Origin of the sequence: Aeribacillus composti, from assembly GCF_031760945.1 — a bacterium.
Classification (GTDB): Bacteria; Bacillota; Bacilli; order Bacillales; family Aeribacillaceae; genus Aeribacillus; species Aeribacillus composti.
In genome coordinates this window covers 1017571-1037763 of record NZ_CP134501.1, presented here as the reverse complement: position 1 = coordinate 1037763, position 20193 = coordinate 1017571, and the positions used below count along the sequence as shown (strand labels likewise).

At 39.7% G+C, this 20193-nt stretch carries 14 protein-coding genes; 2 read left to right on the top strand and 12 right to left on the bottom strand.

Annotated elements, in window-relative coordinates; all coding sequences use genetic code 11:
• Positions 1-189: 189 nt before the first annotated feature.
• Positions 190-5658, bottom strand: a complete 5469-nt coding sequence (locus RI196_RS05245) for a lamin tail domain-containing metallophosphoesterase family protein (RefSeq protein WP_311067027.1) — start codon at positions 5656-5658, stop codon at positions 190-192.
• 171 nt (positions 5659-5829) lie between these two features.
• On the opposite strand from RI196_RS05245, the gene RI196_RS05240 reads away from it, so the two are divergent.
• Entirely contained in the window at positions 5830-6885 is a 1056-nt protein-coding gene (locus RI196_RS05240; protein ID WP_066251560.1) for a lactonase family protein, read from the top strand.
• A 710-nt stretch (positions 6886-7595) separates the two neighbouring features.
• Here RI196_RS05240 and RI196_RS05235 read toward each other — a convergent pair.
• The 3 genes from RI196_RS05235 to asnB form a co-directional block, all read right to left on the bottom strand.
• Complete coding sequence (locus tag RI196_RS05235) at positions 7596-8039, bottom strand: DUF1284 domain-containing protein (protein ID WP_130158619.1); 444 nt, start codon at positions 8037-8039, stop codon at positions 7596-7598.
• A 472-nt stretch (positions 8040-8511) separates the two neighbouring features.
• Positions 8512-9942, bottom strand: coding sequence for an alpha-amylase family glycosyl hydrolase (locus RI196_RS05230; RefSeq protein WP_311067026.1), 1431 nt, complete (start codon positions 9940-9942; stop codon positions 8512-8514).
• Positions 9943-10742: 800 nt separating this feature from the next.
• Positions 10743-12587, bottom strand: coding sequence for an asparagine synthase (glutamine-hydrolyzing) (asnB, locus tag RI196_RS05225; RefSeq protein ID WP_311067025.1), 1845 nt, complete (start codon positions 12585-12587; stop codon positions 10743-10745).
• A gap of 137 nt (positions 12588-12724) precedes the next feature.
• Between asnB and RI196_RS05220 the strand changes: the two genes are divergently transcribed.
• Positions 12725-13258 (top strand): DUF2777 family protein, encoded by a 534-nt coding sequence (locus tag RI196_RS05220; RefSeq protein WP_063387038.1) that lies wholly within the window; start codon positions 12725-12727, stop codon positions 13256-13258.
• A 374-nt stretch (positions 13259-13632) separates the two neighbouring features.
• Here the strand turns inward: RI196_RS05220 and RI196_RS05215 are convergent, their stop codons facing one another.
• The 8 genes from RI196_RS05215 to RI196_RS05180 all read right to left on the bottom strand — a co-directional run bounded on the left by RI196_RS05215 (position 13633) and on the right by RI196_RS05180 (position 20185).
• On the bottom strand, positions 13633-14241 hold the full coding sequence (locus RI196_RS05215) for a hypothetical protein (protein WP_311067024.1): 609 nt from the start codon (positions 14239-14241) through the stop codon (positions 13633-13635).
• Entirely contained in the window at positions 14234-14818 is a 585-nt protein-coding gene (locus tag RI196_RS05210) for an ATP-binding cassette domain-containing protein (RefSeq protein WP_311067023.1), read from the bottom strand. The genes RI196_RS05215 and RI196_RS05210 overlap by 8 nt, the downstream gene beginning before the upstream one ends.
• 253 nt (positions 14819-15071) lie before the next feature.
• The gene (locus RI196_RS05205) at positions 15072-15413 is read right to left on the bottom strand and encodes a YisL family protein (protein ID WP_063386645.1); all 342 of its coding nucleotides are present in this window, start codon (positions 15411-15413) and stop codon (positions 15072-15074) included.
• 163 nt (positions 15414-15576) lie between these two features.
• Positions 15577-16485, bottom strand: coding sequence for a fumarylacetoacetate hydrolase family protein (locus tag RI196_RS05200; protein WP_063386644.1), 909 nt, complete (start codon positions 16483-16485; stop codon positions 15577-15579).
• Positions 16486-16488: 3 nt separating this feature from the next.
• Positions 16489-17262 (bottom strand): TatD family hydrolase, encoded by a 774-nt coding sequence (locus RI196_RS05195; protein ID WP_311067022.1) that lies wholly within the window; start codon positions 17260-17262, stop codon positions 16489-16491.
• On the bottom strand, positions 17259-18092 hold the full coding sequence (locus RI196_RS05190) for an SPL family radical SAM protein (protein ID WP_311067021.1): 834 nt from the start codon (positions 18090-18092) through the stop codon (positions 17259-17261). Before RI196_RS05190 ends, RI196_RS05195 begins: the two co-directional genes overlap by 4 nt.
• A 293-nt stretch (positions 18093-18385) precedes the next feature.
• Positions 18386-19384, bottom strand: a complete 999-nt coding sequence (locus RI196_RS05185; RefSeq protein ID WP_186439323.1) for an aliphatic sulfonate ABC transporter substrate-binding protein — start codon at positions 19382-19384, stop codon at positions 18386-18388.
• A 33-nt stretch (positions 19385-19417) separates the two neighbouring features.
• A complete protein-coding gene (locus tag RI196_RS05180; RefSeq protein ID WP_235600403.1) occupies positions 19418-20185 on the bottom strand; it encodes an ATP-binding cassette domain-containing protein in 768 nt (255 codons plus the stop codon).
• Between the last annotated feature and the right edge of the window lie 8 nt (positions 20186-20193).

Sequence of the window (20193 nt, the reverse complement as noted above, 5' to 3'; positions counted from 1 at the left end):
CTATTCAGGCAAGAGACCCAAAGTTTGCCGCCCGCTTCCATCAGAATCCGTGTCACCACGGACACCCCTTGCGTTAAGCTAAATGCTGCTTCTGCCTTCAGAGCTCGGGACTTTCACCCTATAGATTACACCCATGTCGGGCGCACCAAGAAACCCCCAAAGCACATGTGTTTTGGGGGCTTGCATATTTTATTTGTAAATAGCTTTGCGCTGACGAATCTTCAGCATCATTCCCATTGCTATCAGCAGCATGCCTATCAGCAGCCAGCGATACACGTACGTTGCTGTATCCGGAAGTGATGCCGAAGCTTGATTCTCACTCACCTGTTCAAATTTCGTTCCATCCGTAGTTCCATCCGTACCAGAAGGATTATTTGTGCCGCCTGATCCGCTACCGTTGTTTCCATTATGATTTTCGTTTTCAGGATGATCTTCGTTACCCGAATGATCTTGATCTTTTTCTTGGCCGCCGCTTTCGGAAGGTGTTTTATTGTCTTTGCTGCCACCTTCGGAAGGTGTTTTATCGCCTTGACCACCTTTATCCCTGTTGTCTTTTTCCGGATCATTTCCGCCTTCTCCCGGATCAGCCGGATTTGGAACAATTTCACCTTCTTTCGTTTGGAAAGACCAAATCGATGAGCGCGTTTTACCGCCAAATTGATCTTCCGCTTCCGTGTACCAATAATACACTTGGTTTGGCTCTAAATCATGCCACATGACAGAGGCCACTTCGCCGCTCGGAACGTTTTCGACTTTGCCGATCAAGCTGTCGGTATAGACGTTGACAACAAAAGAATCTGTTGCTACTTTTTTCTCTTGCGGTTGTAAATCGGTTTCAATGATAAATTCATCTTTTCCTGGATACTGTTCCGGATCGTAAAAGTTGTAGTCGTCTAAATAAGGCGAATATGTTTTTACATAAATTTGATTCGTATCTGTATTGAAATGCAGCAAACGGATATAGCCCTGGCCGCCCTCAGGACCGCCTTGATAATCAGCAAGTATTTGATATACTTTTCGGTCAGGCGCTCCATCTCCGTTATCATCAATCTCATCGACTAATGTCTCGCTGTCATGATAATGTCCGCATAATACCGCCATCACATTTTTATTTGGTTTAACAACTTTTTCAAAAATTTGATTTCCAATCGGGCTGCGGTTTCCGCTGACTAGTAAATATTCATGGAATGCTAAAATTGCTTTCCGATCGGGATACTTTTCAAGCACCGAATTCACCCAGTCCAAATCTTCATCCGAAACGCCCCAGCCCATATACACCATAATATAATCATTACCGTTCGCCGAAATTAAATCATAATGACCGCGGTTATTTTTATAAGAACCTCCATAATAGTCACGACCTGCAAACCGATTCTCGCCGAAATATTGATAATAATTGTCATAGCTTCCGTCTTTATGGCCAACATCATGATTGCCGGCTAGAACTCCATATCTGATTCCTGCATCATCTAGCACTTTCATAGCTTGATCGGCCACTGCCCATTGATTGTGATCATCTGCTTCATCGACTAGATCACCTGTATGAAATACATACTGAATATTGAGATTATCTTTTTGATCTCGAATCCATTCGACTTGCTTTTGATAAATGTGTGGATAGCTTTCCGAATAATATTGCGTATCGCTCATCCATACAAACGTATAATCATAATCTATAGTTTGCGCGATTTGGTCTTGAACGATCACGCTCACCTTTTGGTTTTTCACATAGTCTTTCGCAATTACGCTCCCTTTCAATTGAAATCTTTCTTCACCGGCAGTTTGTGAAGCAACTTCCTTCCATTTATTTTCCATATTGTTCCAGGCATACATCGTCACTTTTCGTCCCGGCAATGAAGAACCGTTCCAAATAAGTTCTATTTCATCATTTTCATCAACTTTTTGATCAACGGTAACGTTGAAGCGATGATACGGAAACTGCTCAGTTGATGTTGTTGCAAGCGCCTCGCCATCTGCGTTTTCCAACTTCCTGCGTTCATCTTTCGAAAGAACTTTTTCGCCTTCAACTTGAAATCCAGCAGGCGGTTCTGTATCAGATGCATTTTGCAAAATATCTACATGTTCTTCATCTGATGCTTTATACTGAAAAGCTTGAAAGAAAGATACATCAAGATCGTCCATTGTCGGATCCGCCACCCTTACGGACAATTTAGCACTTAAAGCATCCTCATCTGTTTCGGAAAAATCAGGTAAGAGCGGATGTTCGTCCACTGTATAGAAAGTGACTTCGCTTTTGCCTTCATTGCCTGCCTCATCAATAGCTGTAATGACAAGTTGATGTTTGCCTGATTGAAGCTGTGCTGACGAAGCTGCAAATGGAAGATCGATATATTGATCATCTAATTTGGCAGTGATCGATCTAATTTTACTCCATTTATCTTGAATTTCAGCATCAATAACAAAAGGTCCTTTATATTTTTTTCCTTCCTCAATAGTTGGTTTAATGATTGGCATTGTGTTATCGACAATAACTGTCGATTTCACTTCATTCCCCTTTTGGTCAACTGCTTTCACTTCATGCTCGCCATCTTCTTCATTTTCGCTGTTCCATAAGTAACCGAGGGAAGTAAATTTTTCATCCGGAATATTGAACGTAAATTCGACAACCGGGCTTAATCCGGCACTGTCGCCGACGGAAATCTCCTGTTCGGGTTCTTGATACTCGCTGCTGTATAGAGCTGTGCCGTCAGATAAAACTAATCGCACATTTTTTACATAAAAATCATCTCGATTTTCTTCAGATGTTTCATCAAATGGACTAACCTTTGTGCCTGCCCTAATCGCAATTGATAAATCTTCACCGATTTTCAGTCTTTCCGACGAAATCGGAACCGTAATTGTTGTATATTGATTAATGGTGTCATCAAATATTCTCAAAATGTCATTTCCTATCGTCACACCGTTTTGAAAATAAAGATTCGTTTTACGAACATCAAAGGCAAAATAAACGTCTGATTCAATCGTGCGGAAAGTATTTGTTTGTTTTGCTCCATCAATATATAAGGAAACCTTCTCAGGTGTAAGATCGCCTGTTGCCTTCACTACGGTTTCTTTTGAAACAATTTGTCCATTTTCTACATTTAACCGCAATCCCTGCTTCTTATTTGCATTTCCAATTTGAACGGTAAACTTAGGAGACTCCTTGATATTCACTCCATCGCCAGCGACAAAATAATACTCTACTACATTTTTCCCAATTAATTCAGGCGAATAAATCGTATATTCATATAATCTCGAATTATAGCTTTCTTCTAAATTCACTTTTTTAAATGGTTCTTGTATTTTTGTCCGGTAGTATAAAGAAACGGTTTTGACTTCGATATTATCTTTTACTTCCGCTTTGATGAAAATATTATCCGTTTCCATAGCTTTTTCAGTATTTGTTAAATTTTCAATAGTTGGCGCCATTGAATCGGCTGGAACAGTTACTTTCACTTTCGGAGTTTGTCCGTCTTTTACCGATCCGGGTGTAGCCGCTTCAACGCCGGCACTAATTTTTTGCATTATATTGCTTCCATCCGCAGGATATTTGTACAAAATCCCTTTGTCCTCTTTAGTATCATCAATATTTACCTGATCATTATAATGAGCAACGGAAATTTCTTTTCCGCTGTTTGTGGCAATTACTAATGATCTCGCACCACTGTTGGCCATTCCGTTATTATAAATTTTCACAATGTTTTTGTTCTCTTCTAACGAAACACCATAATGTTTATTAAAATCTTCAACAGCCAACGATGCATTCCCTTGATTGATGATCCAAAATACAAGCGTCCCACCTGAAGGAATTTGCAGTGATTGATCCTCATTAGGAGATCCCCAAATAAGATCGGATTCTGCACCTTCCTGCGGATATCGATAACGGATTTTGTAGTCTTTAAAATCAATAGTCTGATTAGTATTATTATAAATTTCAATAAATTCATAACCGTCCAACCCATTTATGTTGGCGCTGTCCGGAACTACTTCAGTAATGAGAAGTTTTGGGACTTTTTGATAATCAATATTGGGAGTTTTGAGTTGAACATGGTGTTCCTCTGTTTTGACCGTGTTTGTTCCATCTGATGCCTCTATGTAATATAGGAGTTCGCTTCCCCACATGTCCGCACTGGGAATCGCCGCCCTATATTCATTTTGATTTCCGTTTTCAGTCATTTGAAGGGATTTGTATGCTCCATTTTCCGTCAATTTATAAAATAATGTGACATAACGGACTTTTTTATTATCAGTGACTGTAGCTTTTACAATTAATGGCTCCTCGCTTTCCCATTCTGCTATTGGCTGATGTGTAATGACAGGAGCTTCTTTGTCATCAGGCTCTTCAATGGCGACAGGTGTCTTCGGCACTTGCCCTTCGATGAATGCACCTGGATTAGCTTTTTCACTTAAGCCAATTTTTTTCATTTTCGTCTCTTCCGTAAATTGATAAATGATTCCTTTATCTCTTTCAACATCATCAGCTCCATCATTATATGCTGCTGCAGATACTAATGAACCATCCTTTGAATAAACAGCTAATGCCCGGATGCCGCTGTTAGCCATTCCTTCAAATGGCAAGGCTTGGACTTCGCTTTCTTTCAAATCCGTTCCGTAAAATTGATTAAAATCTTCCAATCTTAAAGATTGATTAGAACTATTTTTCACCCAGAGAATGAAAGTTTTTTGCGGAGCTATTACTTGATTGTCCGAAAATTGAAAAACTTGATCGGCTTTTGCTGTACCCGGATATTGATAATGAAGTTCATAATTTCGCAATTCAATCGGCTTGTTGGTATTGTTGTAAAGCTCAATAAATTCATATCCGTCAGCACTTCCGACATTTGACGTGTCTGGAGCCAGTTCGGTGATTAAGATTTTCGGAACTTTTTGATAATCCGGTTCCGCATCTTGTTGAATAGCTACTGAAAATGTTTCAGAAGAATTTATTGGAAGTCTTGTTGTTTCTGTCTCATTTTTCCCTTCAAACCAATAAGAAAAAGTATAAGACCATAAGTCGCTTTCTGGTACAGTTGCCGTAAAGGTTGTATCATTTATTTTCTCCATTTTCATGCTTTTCACAAGCATACCCGGAGCTGTACGATAAAACAATGTCAACTCTGCAAGGTCTTTTCCTTCCGCATCAATTTTAAGCGGCCGGCCTTTTTGAATGACTGCCGGTGGCTGATGAACAATTTCCAGTGGCAGTGTTACAGCTTGCTGTTCAAGTTGGGGGGTAGTTTGTGAATTTGCTTCTGGTTCTTGTTTTGAAGTTTCGGGAACTGTATCAGTATCTTGCTGTTCTGGTTTTTGCTGCTTTTGTTCACTTTCATTAACCGGAGAAGATGGATGATCCCCTCCTTTTGCAGGTTCTTTCACTTCTTCATTTGCTGCATCAGGCTGTCTTTCATCACTTTTGTCCTGTTGAACTTCGTTTTGCTGAGAGTTGTTTTCTTCAACATTTGGCTCGCTGTCATTTTGATGAAGCGGTTGTTCTTGATTTGGTTTATCCGTTGATTTCGTTTGTTCCTCCATCTGCTGCTCGGCGTCTCCTGCAACTGTTGCTGTTGCATACGTATGTATCGGTGTTAACACGGAAACAAGAACAAGCAAAACAGCGGAAGCTCCAGCCAGCATAGAGCGTCTCTTTCTTTTTCTCAAATAAAACTCCTCCCTAAAATTTTCTAACCTCAATTATTGTAATATCGAAATATTTAGTTGATTTTAATTATTTGTAAATTTTTGTCTAATTTTCGTTCAGTTTAAAATAGAAAAATAGGAGAATTTCCATGATATAATTCTAGAAAAGTATATTTGAAAGGAGCATGTTTCGTGGCAAATCCATTCATCGGTTATATCGGTACATATACGAAAGGTGAAAGCAAAGGCATTTACAAATTTACATTGGACACTGAGAAAAAAGAGCTTAGTGAAGCTAAAGTAGCAGCAGAGCTTGACAATCCGACATATGTCGCGATTTCCAAAGACAATCAAAATTTATATTCGGTTGTTAAAGACGGAAATTCAGGGGGGCTTGCTGTTTTTTCCATTGACGAACAAACAGGCGATCTGCAAAGCATCAACCAGCAAGTGACGGAAGGACCTTCTCCGTGCCACGTCAGCGTCAACAAAGCAAACCATTTCGTCGTCACCGCTAATTACCATCGCGGAACGATCGAGGCTTACTTGCTGAATGAAGACAAAAGCGCAAATCCAGCGGCAAGCGTTGCAGAACATACAGGTTCAGGCCCTAATCTTGAAAGGCAAGAAAAACCGCACGCTCACTATTCGGGGTTTACACCAGATGAAAAGTATGTTGTAGCTGTTGATTTAGGAATTGACCAAATTATTACCTACTCTTGTGATCAAGGTGTTTTAAAGAAGGTGAGCAGCCTTTCTGTTAAACCTGGAAGCGGCCCTCGCCATATCGTCTTTCATCCAAACGGAAAATTCGCTTACGTGATGACGGAATTAAGCAATGAAGTGATCGTTCTTTCTTATAATGCAGATGAAGGAAGCTTTCAAGAGCTGCAATACATCCCAGCAATTCCGGAAGATTTCGCAGAAAACAGCCAAGGCAGCGCCATTCACATTTCTTCCGACGGCAAGTTCGTTTATGCTGCTAACCGCGGCCATGACAGCATTGCTGTTTTCAAGGTAGAAAATGATGGGGGCAAGCTTGAATTTGTTGAATGGACAAGCACCGGCGGCCATTGGCCAAGAGACTTTGTCCTCGATCCGACAGAAAGATTTGTGATCGCCACAAACCAAGAATCAAGCAACGCCGTCTTATTTGAACGCGATCCTGAAACCGGCAAATTGACACGCTTGCCATCAGAAATTTCCGTGCCTGATCCGGTTTGCGTGAAATTTCTTCATCAAGGCTAAAAAAATGTCTTTGCAATCTATTTTCACCTTTACGAAAAGAAGGCTCGTCTTGTTTTAAAACAAGACGAGCCTTTCAAATTTTTATAAAAATGGCACCTTCCATCAGTTTCTAATTTAGGAGCCTACTGGTGTTGGTCAACTTCGATCACAGTGCGAATCCCTAGTGAAAGAGTATAAAAACGGTGAAGTGCTGCTCAATCCGTTTGCCTCCAACTTATTAATTCAAATCTTATCGTCGTCCGATACAGAGCGTTTCAAACAATCTAGTTTTCCTCCAACTTATTAATCCAGTTCCCGAGCTCGAAAGAAAAATCGTCATGGAAGCACCCTTCTTTTAAGCTGACCGCTTATGATCCATCGGACAACAAATGTTGCAAACCTTTATGACATCTTCATTCATGATTCCTATAGAAAAGAAACAGAAACAGCTTTCTACAAAGCTTGCAGTATTATAGTGAAGAAGCATAGCCTCCGTGTTTAAAATTAGAATAGCCGAATTGTCGCTCGGCTATTTCCACGCAGAGGCTATTTCCTGCTTAACAGGGGCAAAATCTCAACATGGTTTCGCTAATACTTGGATTATGTAAAAGATGACGAAGACGAAAAAGAGTACAAAATTTCAACAAGATTGCGCCAATATGCACCAATAATTTTGAAAAGCCGCAATCAGCTACACTGACAGATTTGGCAGTGACGAAAACCGAAAAAAGCTACTTAGCTTCCTTTTGCGCAATATTCCCGTTACGGACATTGGCGATGCCTTCTTTGCATACACCGTGCGGAAGCCAGGAGCAATTCGCACATAAGTAATCTAAGTCGTCAGGGACTACTTTTTGGGCCGTGAGCCCCAATAATTCCGATTTTAAGTAAATCCCATTTTCTTCAATGCCTAAATGGCGGATTACTTTTTGATCCATGGAAATCACATGCTCATTTGAATTCGGATCCGCTTGGCACGTCGATTCTCCATGGTGCGGACATGCCATGCACGCATCATCAAGTGCAGAGACGACTTGAATGGGAAAGTCTTGCTCTTCATCACGAATTTTTGTAACTACTTCCCACATCTTCTCTACAAACGATGGACTATATCCCATTCCGCGAAATCCGTGCACACATAATAAATGATGCCCCCGTAAGCGAAGCGGCTTCATACATTTCTCCTCCCCTTTTTCTATTACTCCCATCTTATGAGAAAAAGCACAAGCCTACAACATAAACGTGAAAAAACATTGCATCCTTTAAAATTAAAATACAAGCGTCACAACGAAAAAGCGAGCAAAAGCTTGTTCCAAATTCACAAGCTATTGATAAGAAGCCCTCTTTCCTAATCTGTTATCCATTGATCAATATTGTTTTACCCACTTTAAATGGAGCCGCTCCTTTTCCAGCGTCTTGATATGAGGAAGGGGCTTTTTTGCGTTCAAAAAGGAAGAATTAGGCTTCTTTTCCAACATCTCAATATGAAAAGGAAGATGTGATAGGCGAACTTTCCGCCCCGAAGCTTTCAGTTGAAAAATTCCTGTTTAAAGCCTATGTGTACATAGAAGCAGCTTAAAAATGGCAAATCAAGACGAGTTTGTCCTTTTTTTGCACCTTTAAGGGATCAGCTTTTTATTTTGCATTTTACGACGGCTGTTTTCCCTTCCCTTTTTTATATGCGGCATATAAGAAAAGGATAAACAAAACTGGGACTCCGACCAAAATGGAAATAAAAGGGATGCTCGCGCCTTTTTGTTCGTCCAGTTTAAAAATCTCCGATGTTTCCCGTTCCAAAGTGATCGTGTATCCGTCCTTTGAACTTTTTATGCTTCCCCCTTTTAAATACCCTCTCAATTCGTGATTATCCGGCAAATATCGAAATCCGATCGTTACGCTTTTTGTTTGCGATGTGTTGTTAATGGCAATAATGGATGTTTCATCACCGCTTTTTAATTGATAAACGAGCATGCCGTCCTTTTCATACAACAAATGATATTGCCCTGTTCGGAGAGAAGGCAGGATTTTGCGAATGTCGGCTAAATTTGTTATGTACTCGACTATTTCGGTGCTCGTGCGAAAATCCATCATCCGATAATTGACTGCTCCATTTCCGCCATCCAATGCAATCTCCGTCCCGTAATAAACAAAAGGAACAGCCGGTAAAGTATATAAATACGTCAAGGCAAGTTTTAATCTTGTCACTGGAAACGCTTCATTCTCAACAGCTTTTCTTGTAAAACGAACGATATCCTCGTCATCTAAAAACGAAACGACAGGCAGATTGGATTGCGTAAACCCGTCCAATCCTGAAAGCGGTTCATCCACATTCGAAAATGATTTTTGCGCATTTTTCGCAAAATAGGTATTCATCACGGCATCGATTCCACTGTTTTGATATGTATTCGGATCACCCCCGCCAATATCTGCCACTAAAACGAAATCTTTTTTGACAGACTTAACTTCTTCAGCCATTTTTTTTAAAAATTGAGGTTCAGTTCGATTCGCGTCAATCAACCGATACCCGTCAATATCACTTTGTTTGATCCACCATTTAGCGACATCGATTATAAATGCTTGAACGTCGGGGCGAGAAACATCGAATGTCGTACTTCCTTCAACAAACCATTCTTTTTTAGCTGGATCAGACAGCCAAGGGTGGTTCGGTCCTGTTTCGAAAACAAAATCTATCATGACCTTTAGATCACGTTTATGTGCTTCCTTTGTCAGCTGTTTTAAATCCTGCATTGTTCCAAAATGCTCGTCCACTTTTTTAAAGTCTTTCACCCATTTCCCATGAAAGCCGTTTGCCTCATTTTGAAATATTGGTGATAATGAAACGATTGTAAAGCCCATTCCTTTTATGTAATCCAGCTTTTTGATCACCCCTTGCAAGTCACCCCCAAGAAAATGTTCAAGACCGCCCTTTCTTTCGCCGTCATTGGCCGTCGTTCCATTGTAAAAGCGGTCAACTGCTACGTGATAAATTGACTCATCCTGCAAGTTTACAGCGCTAGCAGTCGCTGAAAAACAAAAAAGCAATGAAACACACAAAATGAAAATCAATCCTTTTTTCACTCGTCAAAATCCTCCTTATGTCAGCAAAATCCATGCTTGTCGCTCAATTCATCTAAGTTCGCCGCTTCAACTCTTCCGCAAAATCGGCAAGCGGTGTTGCATCTGTTTTGGTTTGCTGTCAATCTTCTCATCGAATGTATGTAATGTTTGATGGGATTTATCCCCTTTTCCGATGAGTTTTTCTTTATAAGCCTCGCGAATCACTCGCTGGCTTATCCCCGTTTCATTTGAAAGAGCCTTTATTCCTTCCATGCTAACTGAAAAATAAGTTTACATGTTTGAAATCATTGCGTTACCTACATCATTTTGCCTGGATTGCGCCACGATCAAACAGTTCGTCAACGTATTCAAAAAGTTAGGTCAGTTAATTTTTCATTCATGATCTTCTTGAACTATTCTCTTACAACATGAACCGTACCAGGCCAAATTCGGATCTTATTGTAAGCTTCTCTCCCTGCTTGATTCCTAGACATTAGAAAATTTTTGAAAACGTTCATCATTTTCATAAAAATCTTTTTTCTACCGATGAATCATTCAGTTTCTACAAAATGTTTATATATCTCTCCCCTCCCGCTCCCCTTGCAGATCATTTTTGAATTTCATTATAAAAAACATTATAACATGCTGAACATGTTTGTCCTTCTTTATTATAAAAAGCAAGGGGGTGTCTAATAAGTCGTTTTTACGGCTTATTGACGCCCCCATTAATGTGTTAAAAACGTTGATATATCGGTGTGTATGATTTTTTGTTTTCAATGGCAATTTGACTTTCTAAGACAGCCTCATTTTCCCTAAATTCATCAAATGATATTAATCCGGTACTTTTCAAACCAAATGTGAATTTGCCAAAGATAGGCTAACAGCTGCGGTCCCGTCATCAGCTGTCCGTACCATGGACGTTGAAAAGATGCACCGTCTGTCTCTACTAATTTATTTAATGCAATCCCATCGAAAAGCTCGTGCAATATGGAGTCTTTCATGGCCAATACGTTTTCAAGCTGTTCTTTTACAAGCTTCGTATATTTCGGATGATGTGTTTTCGGATACGGGCTTTTTTTCCTGTAGACAACCTCCTTCGGCAAAAGATCTTCTAAGCTTTTCCGTAATAGGCCTTTTTCCCGATCGCCATATCGTTTCCATTCCCACGGAATATTCCAGACGTATTCGACAAGCCGGTGATCTGCAAACGGAACGCGCACTTCAAGCGATGCCCCCATGCTCATGCGATCCTTTCGGTCAAGCAATGTTGTCATAAACCATATCATATTTAAGTAAAAAAGCTCCCGCCTTTTTCTTTCCGTTTCAGGTTCTCCATCTAAAACAGGTGTTTCTTCAATCGTTTTTTCATATTGCCTTAAAGCATATTCTTTTATATTCAGCTTTTTTTGCCAATCGTTCCGGAGCAGCTTGATCCTCTCATCTAATGAACGAATCCACGGAAATCCTTCTCTTGCCAATTCCTCATGACGATAAAACCACGGATATCCGCCGAAAATTTCGTCCGCACATTCTCCCGACAAGCTCACGACAAAGTCCTTATTAATTTGCCGGCAAAACCAAAGAAGTGAAGAATCGACGTCCGCCATCCCCGGAAGATCACGGACTTCAACTGCTTCCTGCAAATATGAGACAAGCTCTTCCTGTGTCATGATACATTCGTGATGAATGGTTTGAAAAGATTCCTTCATTAAATGAATCCAGTAGGCATCAGCATTCGGCTGAAACTCGCTTTGTTGAAAATACTCAGAATTCCCTTCGTAATCAATTGAATAAGTATGAAGATGCCCCTTTCCTTCCTTTTCAAATGTCCTGGCGGCAATCGCTGTAATGGCGCTCGAATCCAATCCTCCCGATAAAAACGTGCATAGCGGAACATCGCTGACAAGCTGTCTTGTGACGGCATCTATTAGTAATTCACGCACTTTTTCGACCGTTTCTTCAAAAGAATCCTCATGCGGATGGCTTTTAACGTTCCAATACCTCCATATTTTTAAGCCATCTCGATTAAAAACGAGGGCATGGGCGGGTCTAAGCTCTTCGATTCCTTTAAAAACGCCTGAACCGGGAGATCTCGACGGCCCCAGCGCCATAATTTCTTGCAGCCCTTCCTGATCGAGCAAAGCATCGACTTCAGGATTGGCTAAAAGGGCTTTTATTTCAGAAGCGAACAGAAAATTACCGTTGTTTTCATAAAAAAAGAGCGGTTTAACGCCAAGACGGTCGCGTGCTATAAATAATTTTTCATCTGCTGAATCCCAAACGGCAAAAGCATAAATTCCGTTTAAATGGTGCACACATTCTTCTTTCCACTCCATGTATGAAGCTAAAAGAACTTCCGTATCTGAGTGGCCGCGAAACGTATAGCCTTTTTTCAATAATTCTTTGCGAATATCTTCCGTATTGTATAGCTCGCCGTTATAACAAATCGTGTAGGAATTATCTTCTTTTTGTTTTGTCATCGGCTGTCGACCGCATTCCGGGTCAATGACAACAAGTCTTTTATGCCCGAACAATACGTGCTTCTTTCCCCAAATATTTGTATCATCAGGCCCTCTTTTGCTTAACGTATCAATCATGTCTTCCATTATTTCAGTATTTTGGAAAAGTGATTGTTGAAAATTTACCCAGCCAGCAATTCCACACATATGCTTATCACCCCACTATCTATAACATGAAAGATGTAGCTATTGTATGCAAAAAAAGTTCAATGTTACCTGCCCATTTGTATAAAAAGAAAGCATTTTGTCTAAAACAATCAATAAAAAGTATTGAGGTGTTCATATTGTTTTCGGACGTAAAAAATGACCTTCTCCATAAACAAAAAAGGAGTTTTCGGACTGCAACCGTTGAAATGCTTCAAGCAAAACCGATTTTGATCGATGATGAAGATGACGAACAAATTTCTCTTGATGATTTAAACGATCAGCACATTGAACTTTTGAAAAACGGCCGATGGGTTGATATTGGACATAATAAGGAAGAATACTTGCGGTCAGGCGGAAAAATTCGAATCAAGAAGACATTCCCCTATGCATTTCATTCTTTTTTAAATGAATTGGATGATGAAAGCTTTATAATGTTTGTACACCATTTAAATGCTTTATCCTTTTCCGTTTATGACATCATTTACTGCCACAATCAATTGTTGTATCACCATGGAAACAAACCGATGAAAGGCGCTTCTGTTTTTATATTTGATAATACGGATTCTCTTTGTGCAGTTCAGCATTTTTTCCATCGGGGAGACAAACAAAAAGACCTGTTTGAATTCACTGTAAGCACAGGGGAACGAAGCTTTGTCAGCTCTATTTCATAACTGCAATTCAAGGAAAAAAGGATTTAGTTAAAAAGTACTTTTAAGACAGTCGGAGTAATGAAAGCTTTGCAATTGATAGGGGGAGTGCAGATGTTTTTGGCATTTGAAAATGGATGAAAAGACAAACAAAGATATTTAATAATTTGTTTCACACATCTTGTCGCTTGACATAAAGCCTCTGCGGGCATGCTTCTGGCAAAAGGGGCAAGTTGCAGAGTTTTTCCAGACATACAAGCCTTTCCTACCCGCTGCTCCATGTAAAGCTGAGAGAAATAGTATACGAGCTTCATTGCCAGTAACAGACTAGCATCAAACGAAATACAGTAGAAGGAGTTTATAGTTGGTGTGTCTCTATTACAATTTAAGATTTTCATTTATAATGGTTTTAAATTAATTACGATGCTATCAGATTCAAAAAATAAACATTTATTAATTTCTAATATATCACCTTTTTTAGGAACGATTTTATAATTTTTCTTATCTTCGAAATCGTACGTATTAAGAACTTCCCTATTAGATGATAAGATTTGAACAAATGGTTTTTCTTTCTCTGTTTTTCCGGCATAACTTAATATATATTCTCCCTCGGGTAGCTGTAATCCTATTTTATAAAATCCTGAATGATGAATTTCATATTGTCCTGCTTTACTCATCTTTATTGTTTCAAAGTTTGCAGGAGAAAGTCTCACTTTTCCTTTTCCTTCTACCCCAATATGTTCTCCATTAGTCAACTCAACACCTAATATTTTATCTTTTGCGGATAATTCTTTTTGCATAAATTTAATTTTCCCATTTATTACTTCTATATCATAAATCCCTTGATTCATATCTTCTCCTACAATATATTCTCCGCTTTTTAAAGTCATTTCCTTTGGTTCTACTTCTTTATAGCGATTTATGAAATCAGTAATATAAAGATAAGCGATAATGAACGAACATATCACTACTATAAAAATGAAAATAGTAAATTTAAATTTATTCATAAACTAAGTTCCCCTCATTCATCTTCAAACTAAAATCACATAAGGGTTCAATATCCTCTTTAAGATGGCTAGCAATTATTATAATCGCTCCTCTTTTCTTTTCTTCTAAAAGCAGGTCTTGGATTAATTCTACTCCTTTATCATCAAGCGCATTGGTAGGTTCATCCAAAAGGAGAATATCAGGCTTTTCGAATATCGCCTGTGCAATATTAAGTCTTTGCTTCATTCCTAAAGAATATTTTTTTACTTTTAGCTTAGAAAATGGATCTAGTCCGACTCTTTTTATAGCTTCTTCAATATCGTGTTTTGTGGCAACTTTTTTTATTTTTGATAAAATAAAAAGATTTGTGTACGCATCATACTGTGGCAATAACGCCATATTTTCTATAATGATCCCAACGCTTTTGGGGAAGGATATATCTTTATGTAATACTTGATTATTAATTATAACCTCACCTTCAGTAGGAATAACTAATCCAGCTAAAGTACGAAGTAGCATAGTTTTACCGGATCCGTTTTTACCAAAGAGTCCGTAAACCTGTCCCGGTTTAAAAGTATAAGAAACATTTTTTAACATATAGGCCATATAATTCTAATAATTATAGGATTTGGATGTTTTTTTAAGGCTGGTTTTTATTGTCAAAGACAAGAAAGAAAAATAATAGGGGGGTGTCTAATAAGTCGTTTTTACGGCTTATTGACGCCCCCATTAATGTTTTAGAAACGTTGATATATATCGGTGTTTATGATTTTTTGTTTTCAATGGCGATTTGACTTTCTAAGACAGCCCCTGCGAAATACGCTCCTATATTTTTGCATCAACATATTTTTTAAAAAGTAAGAGGCAGTCTAAATCCAAGCAAAATGACGAGAATCAGCACAATCCAAAAGCCGATCCAAATGCCTTTGGACGATTCGTTTCTCTTCTTTTTGCCCAAAACCATTTCCATAAGCCCGATCAAAACAATGGCAAGGAAAATTTTAGCGACATATTCCCCTACATAGTTGGCCATGCTGAACACATTATAGCGGAAAATTAATTCAAGTCCAGTTGCCAACACGATTAAATAAAAGATTCGCACAGCCATATGCAAACCTTTTGAAGGTTTGGCAAACGCAATGAAAAACAAAATCAGCAAAATGACCCATGATGTAATATGCAAATGTGTCATAAATGCCCTCCCCCATCTATACTTGCAAGTCCACATTCATCATATCAAATGATCATCCAAAAACATAGCAATTACTATGATAAATAAAATGATTTCACTAAATTGACAAAGACGCACTAAAACGAAAGATTAAAGGGGCTCACTCTTGCCCGTCCTTTCGCTATTAAATTTCCTTGACTTTATTTCTCAACGTGCCAATTCCTTCTACCGTAATTTCGACAGTGTCGCCAGGCTTTAATAATTTCGGCGGATTGAAGCCTTTTCCGACTCCCGCAGGTGTACCTGTTGCAATGATATCTCCCGGTTCAAGAGTCATGCCTTGAGAAATGATGGAAATGATCCGTTTAATCGGGAAAATCATTTGATTTGTATTGGCTTGCTGCCGAATTTCGCCATTAACTTTCGTCTCGATAGACAGATGCTGTGGATTCGAAACAGCCGATTTATGTACAATATACGGTCCCATCGGGCATGATGTATCCAAGCTTTTTCCTAAAAAATATTGTTTGTGGCGAGCTTGCAAATCTCTTGCTGTGACATCATTGATGATCGTATATCCAAAAACGTAGTCATAGGCTTCTTCTTCGCGAATTTGTTTTCCTTTTTTCCCAATGACAACTGCAAGTTCCCCTTCATAATCAAGTTCGTCGGTTAAATAAAGATGAGGATCAATTTCTCCTTCATGAGCAATAACGGAAGTTGAAGGTTTGGAAAACAGAATCAAATCGGAAGGAATATCACTTTCGCTTCCCATTTCCGCAACATGGTCACGGTAGTTTTTACCGACGCACATAATGTTTTTCTTCGGTCGTGGAATCGGTGCTTGGAGTTTAACAGCTGACAGCGGATAGACATATGTCTCCCTTTCTTTTTCCTTCGCAACCCATTCCTGTAATGCTTCAATATGGCGGACAAATTTTTCACCCATTTCAATGCACGCTTGCAGCGATGCAGGCGATATTTCCGATTCATAAAGCTTCAGTTCCGCTTTTTGAATATCAATAACCGAATCTTCGTTAAAAATTAGTCCGATAAACGTTCTGTCGTGAATATTTGCAGTGACAAGCTTCATGTTCTACCCCCAATTAAGATAAAGTTTTTTCGCATTATTTGCAGTTGTGCGCACAATATCTTCACGCGGCCTCTTTTTAATATTCGCCAATTTGCGGCAAATTTCCTTTAAAAATAACGGGGTTGTGTCAACATTTTTAAACGCTCCCCCATACCGCCAAGGGCCGTCCGTCTCAATAAGCAGCTGATCCATCGGAACTTGTTCAGCAAGCTGCTGATCGCGCAGGCGGTAGCAAACTTCCGGAGTCACAGAAATATAATAGTGTTGTTTACAAATTTCCTTCACTACAGATGATGCCGCTTTAAGCCAATGAAAATGCGCTTTTTTCACTTGATGTTTTTGCAAAAGATGGAAAGCTTTTTCCGCATCTTCATGAACTGCATGCAAGGCAACTGGCAGTGAATGTTCAACGCTGATTTTAAAAAATTCCTTCAAGACATCTATATAAGTTTGTTCCGAATACTTTGCAAATAATCGCTCTTTTTCATAATACGGCAAACCAATTTCCCCGACAGCTGAAATCGCCCTCTCTGTTCGAATCAGCGATAGAAGCTCTTCAAGCTCCCGTTCTTCAAGAATCTCCTGTTCAGGGTGAAAGCCGGCAGCTGCTATAATAAAATCTTCATGTTTCTGCTTCAATTCAAGCGTTTTATAGGCGGATGTTAAATCGGTTGAAACGGCCACAACATGAGTAATGCCCGCTTCCTGCCACTTTTTGATTTGCTCATCAATAGTTTTTGGATCGTATTGATCCAAATGAATATGAGAATCGATCATTCTTCATGACTCCCATCGGGCGGAATGAAGCCTTGCCTAGAAATGAACAGCTGATCTTTCGCAAACACATGTAAAAATAAGTCTTTCACATATTCGATGTTTTCAGGGGAAAACCATTCTTCTTCTCCAATTTGCGAAAAAAGCTTTGACAAACCGAGCGCCTGTGATCGTCTTCCGCCGCTTCCATCTCCTAAAAAGAAATCATCTAAACAGACTCGTTTCGTCGCATTCCGTAATAGATTCGTAAAATTAGGAGAAAAAGGCAGTACAGGAGAAACTGCCGCCTGTGACGGAATGTTCTCTTCATTTAGTTTTTTAAGCGCATTGATCCTAGCTTGAATCGGCGGCGCCTTTGGAGAAAAAATTTTGCGCACATCATCTCTGTCCGTTTCAACGGTAATGCTGACAAGCACCCGATCCCCCAATTTTTGAAAGATATCAATATCTCTAGTGACAAGCGGGCTTCTCGTCTGGACAAATAAAAAGTCCGGAGGCATTTCTGCTATCACTTCAAGGAGCCTTCTTGTTCGTAATTCCTTCGCTTCCAGCGGCTGGTAAGGGTCTGTTGAGGATGACATGAAAATCGTCACTTTCCCTTTCTTCTTGGCCCGCTTCAATTCGCCTAAAAATTGGTTTGGCTTTTCATCCTTTATTTCAACCCATGTTCCCCACTCTTTTTTCTTAAACAATGCGACTGGAAGCTTTTGTACATAACAATAATGGCAGCCGTATGAACAGCCGACATACGGATTTAAACTGTACGAATACCCTTGCAAATAGCCGTTTGTTTTCGTTAAAAACGAGTTTGGATTTTTACGGGTAATTTCCATTCATTACATCCTTTCCCGCAGCGAAAAGATTATCTCATTCAATGAAAAAAATTTTGAAAAGAAAAACGGCCTCAAGGTTCACAGACAGCCCGCTTGCAAACCGGCCATTACCGCTTCCGTGAAGATAAGGACAACTGTTCTCCACAAAAACAAATGGAGGGATAAACACCTCCATTTGTAAAAGGACAACTATTTGCGCTTGTCAATCGTTATCGCATGGATCTTTCTTTTGAACATTCCGTTTCAGGGTCATTATAACTTATAAAGCATGAAATGACCACTTTCTTGCTTCGTTAATCTGAAAGAACAGCATCTTGCACATTTATTTTCTCGTTTATCAATCCTGCCTCTAAAAAAGTATCTGCAAGCTTCTGTTGGGCATCCACCACTTCAGGTGTGATGTCAAATACTCCATATTCTCTTCTTTCCAAAGTTTGCTTCCATACATCTTTCGAAATGCCAGTTTTCTGTGAAAAGTTTTCGGCAGCCCCTTGTTTGTCTGCTTGAATCTCTTTGTGAACCTTCTCTAGTTCACTGATCACTAAATTTCGAAGTTCACGATTTTCTTGAAAATAATCGCGTCTTCCTACAATAAATCCATATTGACGCGGGAGACCTTTTGCATCGGCAATGATTCTAGCACCTCCACTTTCTTCTGCGTCCGCAAGATATGGATCCCAAATCACCCATGCATCCACATTGCCGCGTTCAAAAGCTCCTCTAGCATCTGAAGGCTGTAAATAGACAGGAGTAATATCATTCAAAGTCAGCCCTACACTCTCTAAAGCAGTAAGGAGCAAATAATGTGCGCTTGATCCTTTACCAAAAGCAACCTTCTTCCCTTTTAAATCTTCTATCTTTTGAATAGGTGAATCTTTTGGAACAACAATCGCCCGATATACTTCCGGTTCATAGGCAAGATAGGCTAATTCAGAATCTGAAACGGCTCCTGCAAGTACAGCAGGTGCTCCGCCTACATATCCTACATCAATTTTTCCTGCATTCAACGCCTCTAATAATGGCGGTCCTGATTGAAATTCATGCCATGTGACTTTAACTCCTTTTTCAGCCAAAATTTTTTCTAAGCTGCCTTTTTCCTTTAAGAAAAGCAAAATAGATGATTTTTGATAGCCAATTCTAAGTTCGTCTGGTAATGTCTCCTCTTCCGCTTTGGCATTTGATTTTTCCGCATTGGAGGTCTCATTTGCCTCCTCCTTGCTGCCGCAGCCTGAAATCCAAAGCACTAAAAGGAAAATCAAACTTAAAAACATACTTTTTCTGATAATTTTCATTAGTAAATCCCCCTTTAATGATTATTAAGCTTATTACGTTGATTGCCTTGCATAGACAGCTGGTGTGTTTTCTTCCTCACCCATTACGCGGCGCAAAATCTTTTCGACGAGGGCTGCAAATGCGGCATTACCGCGCTGCCTAGGACGAGGAAATTTAATCGGTGTATCCATCGCAATTTTTCCATCCTCTATCAACACCACTCGATCTGCCATTGCTACCGCTTCTTCCACATCATGTGTAATCAGCAAAGCTGTAAATCCTTGCTCCTTCCATAATCGTTCGATCAAACGCTGCATTTCAATGCGTGTTAAAGCATCTAACGCACCTAATGGTTCATCCAATAACAACAGCCTTGGCTTGCTTGCTAATGCTCTTGCAAGTGCCACCCGTTGTTTTTGTCCTCCTGATAAAACGTGAGGCCATTCTTTTGCCCTGTCGATCAGACCAACCTGCTTTAGAGCTAACTCCGCTTTAGGTAAATCTTCTTTTTTCATGCCAATCGCTACATTTTGAATTACGCGTTTCCAAGGCAAAAGTCTGGCATCTTGGAACATAATGCGAACCTCCGGATTTAATCCCTTCATCAATTCGCTGTTAGCCTTGATCTCACCAGCTGTCGGCTCATCTAATCCGGCAATTAAACGAAGCAGCGTGCTTTTTCCGCAGCCGCTTCGGCCGATGATCGCTACAAACTCGCCAGGCTGCACCTCAAGATCAATTCCGCGCAGAACTTGCTGATTCCCAAAGTGTTTCTCTACACCATTGATTTGCAGATGAGTTCCAAAAGTTGGAGATTCCACATTTATCC